12 protein-coding genes and 1 pseudogene are annotated in these 12,776 nt (G+C 70.9%); 5 read left to right on the top strand and 8 right to left on the bottom strand.

What is annotated here, in order from left to right; translation table 11 throughout:
- Window positions 1–227: 227 nt before the first annotated feature.
- Together ACZ3IC_RS07850 and ACZ3IC_RS07845 are read right to left on the bottom strand one after the other, a co-directional pair.
- On the bottom strand, window positions 228–986 hold the full coding sequence (locus tag ACZ3IC_RS07850; RefSeq protein WP_467413658.1) for a class I SAM-dependent methyltransferase: 759 nt from the start codon (window positions 984–986) through the stop codon (window positions 228–230).
- A 102-nt stretch (window positions 987–1,088) separates the two neighbouring features.
- Window positions 1,089–1,616 (bottom strand): SAV_6107 family HEPN domain-containing protein, encoded by a 528-nt coding sequence (locus ACZ3IC_RS07845; protein ID WP_467413657.1) that lies wholly within the window; start codon window positions 1,614–1,616, stop codon window positions 1,089–1,091.
- 166 nt (window positions 1,617–1,782) lie between these two features.
- Here ACZ3IC_RS07845 and ACZ3IC_RS07840 point away from each other — a divergent pair, with 166 nt between their 5' ends.
- From ACZ3IC_RS07840 to ACZ3IC_RS07820, 5 genes are all read left to right on the top strand, one after another.
- Window positions 1,783–2,571 carry an ATP-binding cassette domain-containing protein gene (locus tag ACZ3IC_RS07840; RefSeq protein ID WP_467413656.1) on the top strand — a complete coding sequence of 263 codons (789 nt, stop codon included), beginning with the start codon at window positions 1,783–1,785 and terminating at the stop codon, window positions 2,569–2,571.
- The gene (locus tag ACZ3IC_RS07835) at window positions 2,543–4,630 is read left to right on the top strand and encodes a YhgE/Pip family protein (protein WP_467413655.1); all 2,088 of its coding nucleotides are present in this window, start codon (window positions 2,543–2,545) and stop codon (window positions 4,628–4,630) included. Before ACZ3IC_RS07840 ends, ACZ3IC_RS07835 begins: the two co-directional genes overlap by 29 nt.
- A gap of 29 nt (window positions 4,631–4,659) precedes the next feature.
- The gene (locus tag ACZ3IC_RS07830; protein ID WP_467413652.1) at window positions 4,660–5,271 is read left to right on the top strand and encodes a TetR/AcrR family transcriptional regulator; all 612 of its coding nucleotides are present in this window, start codon (window positions 4,660–4,662) and stop codon (window positions 5,269–5,271) included.
- 363 nt (window positions 5,272–5,634) lie between these two features.
- Complete coding sequence (locus ACZ3IC_RS07825) at window positions 5,635–6,252, top strand: DUF4126 domain-containing protein (RefSeq protein WP_467413651.1); 618 nt, start codon at window positions 5,635–5,637, stop codon at window positions 6,250–6,252.
- Between the two features lie 30 nt (window positions 6,253–6,282).
- A complete protein-coding gene (locus ACZ3IC_RS07820) occupies window positions 6,283–7,794 on the top strand; it encodes a phytoene desaturase family protein (protein ID WP_467413650.1) in 1,512 nt (503 codons plus the stop codon).
- A gap of 104 nt (window positions 7,795–7,898) precedes the next feature.
- On the opposite strand, the gene ACZ3IC_RS07815 is transcribed toward ACZ3IC_RS07820, so the two are convergent.
- The 6 genes and pseudogenes from ACZ3IC_RS07815 to ACZ3IC_RS07790 form a co-directional block, all read right to left on the bottom strand.
- Window positions 7,899–8,825: a hypothetical protein gene (locus ACZ3IC_RS07815; protein WP_467413648.1), complete on the bottom strand. Its 927-nt coding sequence runs from the start codon at window positions 8,823–8,825 to the stop codon at window positions 7,899–7,901.
- A gap of 47 nt (window positions 8,826–8,872) precedes the next feature.
- Window positions 8,873–9,790, bottom strand: coding sequence for a methylenetetrahydrofolate reductase [NAD(P)H] (gene metF / locus ACZ3IC_RS07810; RefSeq protein WP_467413646.1), 918 nt, complete (start codon window positions 9,788–9,790; stop codon window positions 8,873–8,875).
- Between the two features lie 99 nt (window positions 9,791–9,889).
- Entirely contained in the window at window positions 9,890–10,543 is a 654-nt protein-coding gene (gene thiE / locus ACZ3IC_RS07805; RefSeq protein ID WP_467413644.1) for a thiamine phosphate synthase, read from the bottom strand.
- A 107-nt stretch (window positions 10,544–10,650) separates the two neighbouring features.
- Window positions 10,651–11,016 (bottom strand): Rv2175c family DNA-binding protein, encoded by a 366-nt coding sequence (locus ACZ3IC_RS07800; RefSeq protein WP_114244089.1) that lies wholly within the window; start codon window positions 11,014–11,016, stop codon window positions 10,651–10,653.
- A 71-nt stretch (window positions 11,017–11,087) separates the two neighbouring features.
- On the bottom strand, window positions 11,088–12,359 hold the full coding sequence (locus ACZ3IC_RS07795) for an NAD(P)/FAD-dependent oxidoreductase (RefSeq protein ID WP_467413643.1): 1,272 nt from the start codon (window positions 12,357–12,359) through the stop codon (window positions 11,088–11,090).
- 9 nt (window positions 12,360–12,368) lie between these two features.
- Window positions 12,369–12,740 (bottom strand): annotated as a pseudogene (locus ACZ3IC_RS07790) (avidin-fold protein).
- Between the last annotated feature and the right edge of the window lie 36 nt (window positions 12,741–12,776).

The raw sequence follows: 12,776 nt of genomic DNA, 5'->3' as shown, positions 1-12,776 counted from the left end.
CGCCCCCGTGAAACCCGCCCTCTTTGCCAATCAGCCAGTCCGGGCCGCCACGACGGCTCAGCTGCTGAGGCGTTGATTCCCCAACCTCCGATCCGTCATGCCGGATGGTGTCCCCCGATCATACGGGGCGGAGCCCCCGATCGGGGGTCCCGGGGCGTACTCCATCTGCGACTGCGTCCCTGATCAGCCGCGCTACAGCCCAGCTACCACCGGTCCACGGGCCGCGCTCAGGCGCGCTTCGTGCCGAGTACGTGCAGCTGCGTCGCGACCGAGTGGAAAGCGGGCAGTTCGGCGGCGGCCGCCTCCAGCTTGAGCAGGGCCTCCGTGGCACCGGGCTCGGTGTCCACCAGGACGCCCGGCACGAGGTCGGCGAAGACCCGTACGCCGTGGACCGCGCCGACCTCGACATCCGCCGCGGAGACCAGTTCGGTGAGCTGGTCCGCGGTGTAACGCCTGGGTACCGGGTCTCCGGCGCCCCAGCGGCCCGCCGGATCGCTGAGCGCCTGCCTGGCCTCGGTGAAGTGACCGGCGAGTGCCCGGGCCAGGACCGCGCCGCCGAGCCCGGCGGCGAGCAGGCTGAGCGCACCGGACGGGCGGAGCGCCTCGACAGCGTTGCGTACGCCCTCGGCGGGGTCGTCCACGTACTCCAGGACTCCGTGGCACAGCACCGCGTCGTAACCACCGCGCTCGACCACCTCGAACAGGCCGTGGATATCGCCCTGGACCCCACGGACCCGGTCGGCGACCCCGGCCTCGGCGGCACGGCGCTCCAGGGCGAAGAGCGCGTTGGGGCTGGGGTCGACGACGGTGACCCGGTGGCCGAGACGGGCGACCGGCACCGCGAAATTGCCGGTGCCGCCGCCGGTGTCCAGGATGTCCAGGGCGTCCCTGCCGGTCGCCTTGACCTGGCGGTCGAGGGCGTCCTTCAGGACCTCCCAGACCACGGCGGTACGGAGGGAGGCTCGTGGGCGCAGCTGGTCCGACACGGCAGATGACTCCTCGGCACGGTGCCGCCACTGACGGCGGAGCGTGAACAGTGCAGGTGGTACAGGTGCTGTCCACCCTATTGCCTCGCGCCGCCGTCGCCGTCATCCCGCGTCGGGCCGCTCCCTCCGGGCCTGCGGGAGCGCCGGCTGAAGCACGAGCAGTCGCTCGACCAGGCGCAGGAACATCGCCGCGTCACGCAACAGGTCGTCGGCCTCCCGCCGACTGGCCGCGCCCGGTATACCGGCTTCCGCACGAGCCCTGCGACGGGCGCCGGAAGCGAACAGCGCGCTCCATTCGGTCAGCTCGGGTGCTATTTCCGGGAGGACCTCCCAGGCGCTGCGGATCCGCTCCCGGCGCCGCCTGGAGGTCTCGGGGCGGCCCCGCACAGCGAGCACGGCGGCGGCGGTGCGCAGCGCGGCGAGGTGTGCCGTGGCATACCGCTCGTTCGGCACATCGAGAACGGCGGCCTCGTCGAGGCCGGTGCGGGCCTGGGCGAGCAGGTCGAGGGCGGCGGGCGACGCCGTGGTGCGGCGCAGAACGGGGTGGACGTCGTTTGCCGGACCGGTCAGTGAGGGGGCAGGGCCATCTGCGCGGCGCCGGGGTGCGGCTGCTGCGGACGAGTAGGCCATGACGAAACCTCCTGTCTCGTGTAACGGCTCCGTGGCCGTATGTATCCATCGTGAGGGGCAGCACTGACAATCGGCCTCACCCACCCCCTGACCTGCCCTTTTGCTTCGATCGCGAGTTCGGGCTACTTTTTTGGACTGACCAGTCAGTTCAAAAGAGGGAGAGCCTGTGGACAGCCCGCACGGGGCAGCCGTCACCACCGAGGATTTCGGGCTCAAGGGACCGCGCGGCTGGGCCTTCCGGGGCGTGGGCATCAAGGCCGGGCCCGGCTCACTGGTGGCGATCGAGGGCCCGTCCGGCTCCGGCCGCACCTGCCTGCTGCTCGCTCTCACCGGCCGTATGCGCCCCTCCGAGGGCCACGCGGAGATCGGCGGGCTGCGTCTGCCGCGCAAGATGGCCGCCGTACGCCGCATCGCCGCACTGGGGCCGGTGCCCGGGGTCAGCGAGCTGGACCCGGCCTTCACCGTCACCGAGCACCTGCGCGAACGGGCCCTGCTGCAGCGCCGATTCGACAGTTCACTGCGCGCGCTGGTGCGTCCGCGCGCCAAGCGCGCCGCCGCCGCGCAGGGACGGATCGACGCGGCGCTGGAGGCCGCCGGACTCGACCCCGCCGCGCTGCCCAAGGCCGAGCGGACCTCGGTGAGGGATCTGGAACGGCTGGAGGCGCTGCGGCTGTCCGTCGCCCTCGCGCTGATCGGCCGACCCCGGCTGCTCGCGGTGGACGACACCGATCTCAAGCTCTCCGACGCCGAACGGGCCGAGGCCTGGGGGCTGCTGCGGTCCATCGCCGACAGCGGCACGACCGTGCTCGCCGTGTGCAGCCAGGCACCCGAGAACACCATCACCGTGCGTACCGGCACCACGGCCGCACCGGCGAACGCGCCGGACGCCACAGCCGACGACATCACGACCGAGGAAGGACCGGCCGATGCGTTCGCCGAAACTGGCCGCGCTTGAGCTGAAGCGTTTCGGCAGGGGAAAGCTGCCGATCGCCGCACTCATCGCGCTCCTGCTGCTGCCGCTGCTCTACGGCGCCCTGTACCTGTGGTCCTTCTGGGACCCGTACGGCCGCCTCGACCAGATCCCGGTCGCGCTGGTCAACGACGACAAGGGCGCCACCGTCGCCGGAAAGCACATCGCGGTCGGCGACGAGATCACCGGCGAGCTTCTCGACTCCAAGACCTTCGAGTGGCACGAGGTAAGTTCCGCCGAGGCCCAGCAGGGCGTCGAGGACGGTACGTACTACCTCTCGCTCACCATGCCGTCGGACTTCAGCAAGCAGATCGCCTCCAGTTCGGGTGACTCCCCCGAGACCGGCGCGCTCCAGGTGCAGACCAACGACGCCAACAACTACATCGTCGGGCAGATTTCCCGGACGGTGTTTTCCGAGGTGCGCACCGCCGCGTCGACCAGCACCTCGCGCGGCTACCTCGACCAGATCTACATCGGCTTCTCCGACATCCACGACGCGACGGCGGAGGCCGCCAAGGGTGCCGACGACCTCAAGGGCGGCATCGACCAGGCGACGAAGGGATCGCAGGATCTGGCGGACGGGCTCAAGGACGCCAAAGCCGGCAGCAGCAGTCTGGCCGGTGGGCTCCTCAAGCTGAACGAGGGCGCGGGCGACCTCGAGACCGGCTCCCGGCAGGTCGCCGACGGCACCCAGCTGCTCGCCGACAAGGTCAACGGAGTGGCGGCCGACGTCCGCCCGTTCTTGCAGGACAACGGCAAGTCGATCGGCGACACCGCCCGGCTGGTCGCCGATTCTTCGCAGACCGTACGGGACAACCTCGACCTGCTGGTGAAGTCGGCACCCACCGCGGCCACCGCCGCCCACACGGCCTCCGACGACCTGGCCGAGGTCTACCGCACCAGTTGCTCGGAGCAGCCGCCCGCCGACCCCACCGTCTGCCCGCCGCTGGAGCGCGCGAAGACATCGGCGGCCGATGTCGCGAAGGTCGCCGACGATGTGAATGTGCTGGTCACGAACCAGACCGGCGATCTGAAGAAGCTGCGAGCCCAGCTGACCACGCTGCAGCAGCAGGCCAATGACCTGGCCAAGAGCGCGCCGCACCTGGACGAGGACCTGAAGTCCGCGGCGAAGGAGGTCAACGCGCTCAACACCGGAGCCCACAAGGTCGCCGAGGGAGCGGACGAACTGCACACCGGCCTGGCCACGGCCAAGACCGGCTCCACCGACCTGGACACCGGAGTGAGCGATCTCGAGAAGGGCGCGACCGATCTGGACGGCGGGCTGATCCGGCTCAGCGACGGTTCGGCCACCCTCGCCGAGGGACTCAACGAAGGCGTCGGCGAGATCCCCGACTACGACGAGAAGGACCGCGACGCGCGTACGGAAGTCATGGCCGACCCGGTGCAGCTGGCCTCCGAGTCGCTGCACGCGGCCCCCAACTACGGCACCGGCTTCGCCCCTTACTTCATCCCGCTCTCCCTCTGGGTGGGTGCGATGGTGGCCTACATGCTGATCCAGCCGCTCAACCGGCGCGCACTCGCCGCCGGGGCCTCCGCCTGGCGGATCGCGTTCGCGGGCTGGCTGCCGGTGGCCGCGATCGGGCTGCTGCAGGTGGCCGCCCTGATGTCCGTGCTGCACTGGGGGCTCGGTCTGCAGATGACCCGTGCCGCCGGGACAATCGGCTTCCTGGCACTGGCGACCTGCTGCTTCGCAGCGATCATCCAGTGGCTCAACGCCCGGTTCGGGGCTGCCGGACGGATTCTCGTACTGGCGGTCCTGATGCTCCAGCTGACCTCGGCCGGGGGTACGTATCCCGTCGAGACCAGCCCCGGATTCTTCAACGCGATCCACCCCTACCTGCCGATGACTTACATCGTCGAGGGGCTGCGCCGGCTGATCACGGGCGGCGGACTCGGCCCGGTCTGGCTGGGCTGCGCGGTGCTGCTGGCCTTCACGGCGGGGGCGCTCGCCCTGACCGCCGTCTCGGCGCGCCGTAAGCAGGTGTGGACCCTGGACCGGCTCCACCCGGAGCTGAGCCTGTGAGCGCACCCAAACCTGTGAGAATCAGGGGTATGGACAGCAGTAGCACCACGCGCCGCCAGGCCACCCGGCAGAAGCTCTACGAGGCGGCCGTGACTCTCATCGCCGAGAAGGGCTTCTCGGCGACCACAGTGGACGAGATCGCCGAGCGCGCCGGGGTCGCCAAGGGCACGGTCTACTACAACTTCAAGAGCAAGACCGAACTCTTCGAGGAGCTGCTGCGCCACGGCGTCGGGCTGCTCACGGCGTCGCTGCGCTCGGCGGCGGAGGAAACCGAGGGGCGTGGCGGCACCCGGGTCGAGGCCCTGGACGCGATGATCAGGGCCGGCCTGGTCTTCATCGACCGCTATCCGTCCTTCACCCAGCTGTACGTCGCGGAGCTGTGGCGCACCAACCGGGCCTGGCAATCGACCCTCCTGGTGGTGCGTCAGGAGGCCGTCGCGGCGGTCGAGGAGGTGCTGCGCGAGGGCGTGAAGAACGGTGAGCTCAGCGAGGACATCGACATCGCGCTGACGGCCGCCGCCCTGGTCGGCATGGTGCTGGTGGCGGCCCTGGACTGGCAGGCGTTTCAGCCGGAGCGGTCGATCGAGGATGTGCACTCGGCGCTGTCGCTGCTGCTGCACGGGCGGGTCAGCGGGCGTTGACCCGTCGGCGGCGGGGCGCACGGACGCACGAAGACGCCGGTCGGGCGAGGCTCGATCCTCCGAGCCTGCGCCGGACCGGCGTCTTCCGTGCAGTCGGAGAGCCTTCCCCCGCGACCCCCGTCTTCCCCCGTGGTCCTCGGGCTCCCCGTCGTGCTCCCCCGTCCCGGAAGGAGTGCCGCGCCCGTTCCGCCGCCCCGTGTCGGCGGTGCGGTGCCGCGCCCCTCTCCGTGTGCTCCACTCTCCCGTCCACGCAGGTGGGAGCCCATCCGCGCACCTACTCATCTCGCGCCCTGAGTACGGATACTCACGGCTGCGCACCGAACCCCACTCCGGGCCGTACGCCGCCTGGTTACGATCGCGTCCGTGTCCGTACTCCCTCTGGTGTTCACAAGCGGCTGGGCGAGCGGGATCAACTCCTATGCGGTGGTCCTGCTCCTCGGTGTCTTCGGCGCGACCGGTATCACCGACGAGGTGCCCGCGTCGCTGCAGCGCACCGATGTCCTCGTCGTTGCCGGTGTGCTCTTCCTGTGCGAGGTGGTGGCGGACAAGATCCCCTACGTGGACTCGGTCTGGGACTCGGTGCACACCGTCATCAGGCCGGTGGCCGGTGCCGTGGTGGCGGCGCTGCTGGCCGGCGAGAGCGGTTCGCTGCCGGAGCTCACGGCCGGTGCCGTCGGTGGTTCCACCGCGCTGATGAGCCATCTGGTGAAGGCCGGCACCAGGATGGCGGTCAACACCTCCCCTGAGCCGTTCAGCAATATCGCGGTGAGCACAGCCGAGGACCTGGGCGTCGCGGGGATCGTCACGTTCGCGATATTCCATCCGCTGGCGGCCGCGATCATCGCCGCGGCACTACTGCTCCTCGGCATGGTGATACTGGTCTTCCTGGCCTCCAGGATCCGTCGGTTCCTGCGCCGCAGGGCCCAGCGCCGCGAGGAGAAGCGCCTGGCCGGGACCGGTTCGCACTGGCCACTGGACTGAGTGTCACAGGTGGCCGTTAAGGTCACTGACATGGCACGTATTGCGGTGATCGGCGCCGGGATGGGCGCGATGGCGGCGGCCGCCCGGCTAGCCGTGGCAGGCCACCGGGTGACGGTGTACGAGCGGTCGGAGACCTTCGGCGGCTCGGTCGGCCGGTATGCCCATGAGGGCTTCGCCTTCGACACCGGTCCCACGCTGCTCCATCTGCCCGCGGTCTACCGCGATCTGTTCGTGAAGACGGGCAAGGAGCCGCTGGAGCGATGCGTCACCATGACCCAGGTCGATCCGGCGAGCCGCCACATCTTCGCGGACGGCACGGCGGTCTCGCTGCCGAATGCCTCACGGGCCGGGGTGGTCGCCGCCCTGGACACCGTGCTCGGCGGCGGCGCGGGCGCGGCCTGGGGCGAGTTCCTCGACCGGGCGCGCGACGCCTGGGACCGGTCCCGGCGTCCGCTGCTGGAGGAGCCGTTGCGCTCCGACTGGCAGGTGCTCGGCCGTGATCCGTATCCGGCGCTCCGGCAGCGCCGTCTGCTGCGCCCCGCCCGTCAGGCAGGCACGGTGACGGAGGTCGGCGCGTGGGAACTGCCGGACCCCCGGCTGGCCGCCCTCCTCGACGGATACGCCCTGTCGTACGGGCTCGATCCCCTGCGCACACCGGCAGCGGCCGCCCTGCTGCCGTACATGGAGGAGACCTTCGGCAGCTGGTACGTCTCCGGTGGGATCCGGGCCCTGGCGCAGGCGGTGTACGAGCGGTGTCTGGCCCGGAAGGTGGAGTTCGTCTTCGGCGGCGAGGTGGCCCGGGTCGTCGAGAAGGACGGCCGGGCGGCGGGCGTCGAGCTCATGGACGGGACGGTCACCGAGGCCGGCCATGTGGTGCTGGGAGCCCGTCCGCATCCGGGCCTGGTGCCCGGTCAGGAGCTGCGGCAGGACGGCGATGTGGCGGTGCAGCCGGGGCGGGGGGTCGTGCCGGGCCGGTTCGTGGTTCTGCTGTCGCTGCGCGGTGCCCGGCCCGCGGATGCCGTGCACCGGACCGTGGTGCACCCGGCGGACGGCGGGGCGGAGCGCGAGGCGGTGTTCGGCGGACGGCTCGCCGACCGTCCGACGGTGACGGTGCTGCGCCCGGATGACCCCTCGACCCGCCCCGACGACGCGCACGAGGCCGTGACGCTGACAGCGACGGTCGCCCCGCACGGTGCGGTGGACTGGACGGACACGGCGTTGCGCGAGCGGTGTGCCGACGCATTGATCGAGGCGGCCGGCACGGCCGTGCCCGGCATACGGGAGCGGCTGCTCCACGCCGAGGTGCGGACCCCGGCCGAGACGGCGGCCGACACCGGCGCCGAGGGCGGGGCGGTGCCCGCGCCCGCGCTGGCCGGGGCAGGGGGCGCGTATCTGCATCCGGGCAATCGCACCCGGCTGCCCGGGCTCTACGCCGCGGGCGGCTGGTCGCATCCGGGCGGTGGGCTCGCCCACGCGGGGATGTCGGGGGCGCTGGTTGCCGGGCTGATCGTGGAAGGGGACGGGTTCCGGGGCTCCCAATGAGGCAATAGGCCGTCGGCCGTCGGCGCCACCGGAGTGCCGGGCGCGCCCGCTCGCCGCTCTGCCCCGGGTCTCCCCCGCGGCCCCCTGCCCCCGCCGGGCCGCCGTCAGTGGCGGTACTGCTGTTCGTCGTAGCCGTCGCCGTTGGCGAAGCCGTTCTGGTACGGGGCGGGCTGCTCCGGAGGCGGGGACGGGTACTGCTCGCCCTCGCGCTGCTGAGGCACCCAGACACCGCCGGGCGGGGTCTCGGCGGCGTACTGCTGGGCGTACTGGTCGGCGGCGTACTGGTGTCGGCCCTCGTAGCTGTCGTAGCCGTTGCCGTGGCTGTCGTACGAGGTGTACTGCGTGGAGCCGCCGGTGGTGCCGGTCCCGATGTACGGGTCGGAGTATGCGGCGTACTGCTGCTGGCCGGTGCCGTAGTCGTACTGCCCGGCAAAGGAGTCCTGCCCGCCGAAGGAGTTGTCGGCGTACGGGTCCTGGCCCGGCGCGGCGTACGTGGAATGGCCGGCGTAGGGGTCATACGCGGCGTGCTGGGGCTGCTGCTCAGGCTGCCGGTCCTGGTTCTGCCCCTGCTGCGACTGCTGGTGACCGCCGTAGACGCCGTACTGCCCCGTGTCGTCCGGCAGCGGCTCCGGCTCGTAGACCGCGGGTCCCGGTGCCGGGGCGTCCGTCCGCTGCGGGGTCTGCTCCTCGTACGCCATCTCCAGGTCCGACACCTCGAGCGTGGGCTCGCGGCTCTCCCGGACGCCCCCGCCCCGGCGGCGACGGCTCGCGCCGGGGCTGCCCCCTATCGCCCAGCCGGTCGAGAAGCCGCGACGGAAGGACAGCGTGACGTATGTCTGACCGGTCGCGAACGCGATCGTACCGACGGCGATGACGAACACGGACGGCATCAGTACGCCGACGACCACACAGCCGAAGCCTGCGAAGGCGAGCAGACGCCAGCGAAGGCGCGCCTTGTACTGCAGGAGCACCTCGCCGAGCAGCCACAGCGCGACAATTCCGAACGCGATGTAGAGGACCGTCCAGCCCATGCTCGCCCCCTCCTACGGCCACCGCCCCGCGTGGCGGATACGGCCGGTCACGACTGCTTGTGCAGTCCGAGATTTTCGTAGATTTCGAGCGTCGCCGTCGAGTTGTTGAGCGTAATGAAGTGCAGTCCGGGCACACCCTCGGATCGCAGCCTCGCGCAGAACTGTGTTGCGAAGTCGATCCCAATCGAGCGTACAGCGGCGGGATCATCCTTGGCGTCGAGGATGCGTTCTTTCAGAGAGGAAGGGAAAGACGCGTTGCTGAGCTGGGCAAACCGGTCCAACTGCTTGACGTTGGTCAGCGGCATGACCTCGGGAATGATCGGGGTTTCGCAACCCGCAGCGACCACGCGGTCACGCATCCGCAAATAGTCCTCCGGATTGAAGAACATCTGGGTGATCGCATAGTCGGCACCGGCGCGGCACTTGTCCACGAAATGGCGGATGTCGGTGTCCCAGTCGGTCGAGCGCGGGTGCATCTCGGGAAATGCCGCGACGCCGACACAGAAATCGCCGGATTCCTTGATGAGCCGGACGAGATCGGCCGCGTACCGCACGCCCTGCGGGTGCTCGACCCACTCGCCCATCGGGTCGCCGGGCGGGTCTCCGCGCACGGCGAGGATGTTCCGGATTCCGGCGTCGGCGTACTGCCCGATCATGTTGCGCAGCTCGGCGACGGAGTGGTTGACCGCCGTGAGATGTGCGACCGGGGTGAGAGTGGAGTCGGCGGCGATCTGCTGGGTGGCCTTGACCGTCCCGGCGCGGGTGGAGCCACCGGCCCCGTAGGTCACGGAGACGAAGCTCGGCCCCACCGCCTCGACGCGGCGCAGCGCATTCCAGAGGTTCCGCTCACCCTTCTCGGTCTTGGGCGCCCAGAACTCGAACGAATACGAAGTCTTGCCGGTCGCGAGGAACTCACGCACCGTGTGCGCGTGATCTGTCCTGGTAGAAGGTGTGCCAAGGGCCATACGGGCAGGTTAACCAGAGCGCGACGACCGAAGGACCAGACCAGCGGTAATTGCCCGAATTGACCGGTTGTTTGTCCACCCTTCGGACATCTGGCCGGATCATGCTCCGGCGCGCGCCCGAATCCTCTTGGCCAGCTCGGCGGCGGCTGCGGCCGGATCGATGGCCTCGGTGATCGCCCGTACGACGACCACCCGGCGCGCTCCGGCGTCCAGCACCTCGTCGAGATTGCCGGCGTCGATCCCGCCGATGGCGAACCACGGGCGCTGCGTACCGAGCGAGGCGGCGTACCGCACGAGGTCCAGGCCCGGGGCGTGCCGGCCGGGCTTGGTCGGGGTGGGCCAGCAGGGGCCGGTGCAGAAGTAGCCCACACCGGGCTCGGCGACGGCCGCGTCGACCTCGGCCTCGGCGTGGGTGGAGCGGCCGATCACCACGCCCTCGCCGATGATGGCGCGGGCGGCGGGGACCGGCAGGTCCCCCTGACCGAGGTGCAGCACATCGGAGTCGATGGCGTGGGCGACATCCGCCCGGTCGTTCACGGCGAGGAGCTTGCCGTGGCGCCTGCAGGCCTCGGCGAAGAAGGCCAGGTGTTCGAGCTCCTCGGCCGCTTCCATGCCCTTGTCGCGCAGTTGGACGATGTCCACCCCACCGGCGAGGACGGCGTCGAGGAACTCGGGAAGGTCACCCTGGCGCCTGCGGGCGTCCGTGCACAGATAGAGCCGGGCGTCGGACAGCTGCGCGTGAGGCGTGGGCATGATGCGGTTCCCCCTGGAGAGCATTGCGGATCGTTTTCCGGAACGGCGCGGGGGCGCGGGCCGCGCAGCGAGTGCTGCGCGGCCTGCCCCTCACACAAGGTCGCCGGTCAGACGGCGAGCGCCTGGGCGCGGCGCTTCACCTCCGTGCCGCGATTCTCGCTCAGCGCCTGGGCAGGGGTGCCCGGCAGGGTCGGGTCGGGGGTGAAGAGCCATTCCAGCATCTCTTCGTCGGTGTAGCCGTCGTCCCTCAGGAGCGTCAGGGTGCCGGAGAGGCCCTTGACCACCTTGTCGCCGTCGATGAAGGCGGCAGGCACCTGGAGCGTCCGGTTCTCACCACGTCGTACGGCGATGAGCTGGCCCTCCTTGACCAGCTGCCGCACGCGCGTCACCTCGACATCGAGCATTTCGGCGATGTCGGGAAGGTGGAGCCAGGCGGGGACGAGAGCATCGATCTTTGCGTCAATCTCGGTCACAAGGACAAGCGTGCCATCCCGGACCGACAGTCGGTAGCCGGGCCGACCGTACGGGGGTGCGGGGTACGCCGTCAGAGGGTCGCCGACTTCAGCGGTACGGAGGGGTCGGCGGTCCGTACCGGATCGAGCCGCGCCCCTGCCTCGATGAGTTTGCGTCCCTGTGCCAGATCGCGCGGCCGGCCGACGGCGAGGACAGCGACCAGGACACCGTCCCGCAGCCAGCACACCGACCAGGAGGGGCCGGTGGGATCACCGCGCCACAGCAGGGTGTCGGCGGCCGAGTGGTGGCCCGCGTACTGCACGAACCGGTCGAACTGCTCGGACCAGAAGTACGGCACGGGGTCGTACGTCTGCGGCGCCGGGCCTGCCCCTGCCCCTGCCCCTGCCCCTGCCCCTGCCCCGATGATGTTGGCAGCGGCGGTCCGCGGACCCTGGAGGGCGTTGTCCCAGTGGTGGACGAGAAGGCGTTCGCCGTACCTGGCGGACGGGAACGAGGCGCAGTCACCGACCGCGTACACATCGGGCTGCGAGGTGCGCAGTGCCCCGTCGGCGGTCACCGATCCGTCGGGGCCGAGCGCGATGCCGGAGCCGGCCAGCCAGCCGGTGGCGGGCCGTGCGCCGATTCCGACGACGACCGCTCCGGCAGGGATCACACGGCCGTCCGCGAGGATCACCCTGCCGGGTTCGATGCGGTCGACCTGGGCTCCGGTGAGGAGTTCGGCGCCGCTCTCGGCGTACCAGGCGGCCATCGGGGCGGCGACCTCGGCGGGCACCGCACCCGGGAGGGGCCGGTCGGCGGCCTCGACGACGGTGACCGCACAGCCCGCGGCGCGGGCCGCGGTGGCGAACTCGGCGCCGATCCAGCCCGCGCCGACGACCACGACGCCGTGCCGCTCGTCGAGGACGGGCCGCAGCCGCGCCGCGTCGTCGAGAGTACGCAGCAGGTGGACACCGGGAACGCCCTCGGCGCCGGGCAGGACGACCGGTTCGGCGCCGGTCGCGATCACCAGGACGTCATAGGGAACGGGTCCTGACGGGGTGTCCAGCTCATGCGCCCCGGGCCGCACACCGGTGACTTCGCGGCCCAGTTGCAGATCGATGTCCAGCGCCTCGAAGTCGACGTCGAAGGCGGAGTCCTCGGCCTCGCCGAGCAACACCGCCTTGGACAGCGGGGGCCGGTCGTAGGGCTGGTGCGGTTCGGCGCCGATCAGGACCACGGGGCCGGTGAAGCCCTGTTCCCTCAGGGCCACCGCCGTCTGGACGCCGGCCATGCCCGCGCCGACGATGACGACGCGGCGCCCTGCCCGCCGGTCCGGCCGCTCTGACTGCTGCTGCTCGCTCACCCGTACACCTTAAACATCTGACGCACCATCAGGAAAGGGGAGTTCTTCCACCGCGCTCGCACCTCTGCCCTCCTGCGATTCCCATTCCCACCGCTCGCCCAGCCGGACCCGGCCGTCCGCGAGGTCGACGCCGGTGGAGACACAGTGACCGGAGGATGTCGTTCCGTCCTACTTCAGCTGGACGGAGGGGGCACCTCCCATGTCTTTGAGGCCATGGACGAGAGGGCCTCGGGCCACGTCGCCGCCCGCGTACTCGGCCCGGATACGGCCCGGATACGGCCCGGTCTCCTCGTGGTACGTGAAGCGGGTACGGGCACCGACCTGGCCCGGGGCCTGATCGGTACCCGGCGAGAGGACGAGTCCGTCGAGCGAGCGGGCCACGGGGACGCTCCCTTACTGGGGCCGGGGCACGGGGTT

Source organism: Streptomyces sp. NPDC002958, from assembly GCF_055563255.1.
This window is presented reverse-complemented; position numbering and strand designations above follow the sequence as displayed.

What these genes read in the sequence shown, in the direction of transcription:
- ACZ3IC_RS07815 (WP_467413648.1), bottom strand. Translation starts at nt 8,825, where the DNA reads ATGGGCTGGACGGTCCTCTACATCGCGTTCGGAATTGTCGCGCTGTGG.
- ACZ3IC_RS07830 (WP_467413652.1), top strand. Translation starts at nt 4,660, where the DNA reads ATGGACAGCAGTAGCACCACGCGCCGCCAGGCCACCCGGCAGAAGCTC.
- thiE (WP_467413644.1), bottom strand. Translation starts at nt 10,543, where the DNA reads ATGCCCACGCCTCACGCGCAGCTGTCCGACGCCCGGCTCTATCTGTGC.
- ACZ3IC_RS07820 (WP_467413650.1), top strand. Translation starts at nt 6,283, where the DNA reads ATGGCACGTATTGCGGTGATCGGCGCCGGGATGGGCGCGATGGCGGCG.
- metF (WP_467413646.1), bottom strand. Translation starts at nt 9,790, where the DNA reads ATGGCCCTTGGCACACCTTCTACCAGGACAGATCACGCGCACACGGTG.
- ACZ3IC_RS07835 (WP_467413655.1), top strand. Translation starts at nt 2,543, where the DNA reads ATGCGTTCGCCGAAACTGGCCGCGCTTGAGCTGAAGCGTTTCGGCAGG.
- ACZ3IC_RS07845 (WP_467413657.1), bottom strand. Translation starts at nt 1,616, where the DNA reads ATGGCCTACTCGTCCGCAGCAGCCGCACCCCGGCGCCGCGCAGATGGC.